1 pseudogene is annotated in these 230 nt (G+C 57.4%); it reads right to left on the reverse strand.

The window, feature by feature from the left end:
- Positions 1-230 (reverse strand): annotated as a pseudogene (gene gudD, locus KVT28_RS27335) (glucarate dehydratase); the annotation flags it as partial.

A 230-nucleotide genomic window follows, 5' to 3' on the forward strand; every position in this document is an offset into this window, starting at 1 on the left:
GCCGACATAGAACAGATAGCCGAGCATTTCTACCCGGTCGCGCTGCTGACCATCGCCGAGCAACGTGGCGACGTTCACGCCTAAATGCTGTCCCAGCAGATCGTGCAGCGCCGCTTCGATGCCAGTAACCACGTGAATGGTGGTACGCAAATCAAAGGTTTGGTTGCCGCGTCCGCTGGAGTCGCGGTCGGCAAAGGTGCTGGGCACCAGGTTAAGGATGTTGTTGTATT

The organism is Pantoea sp. GbtcB22, assembly GCF_019091025.1.
In the GTDB taxonomy this organism is placed as follows: domain Bacteria; phylum Pseudomonadota; class Gammaproteobacteria; order Enterobacterales; family Enterobacteriaceae; genus Pantoea; species Pantoea leporis.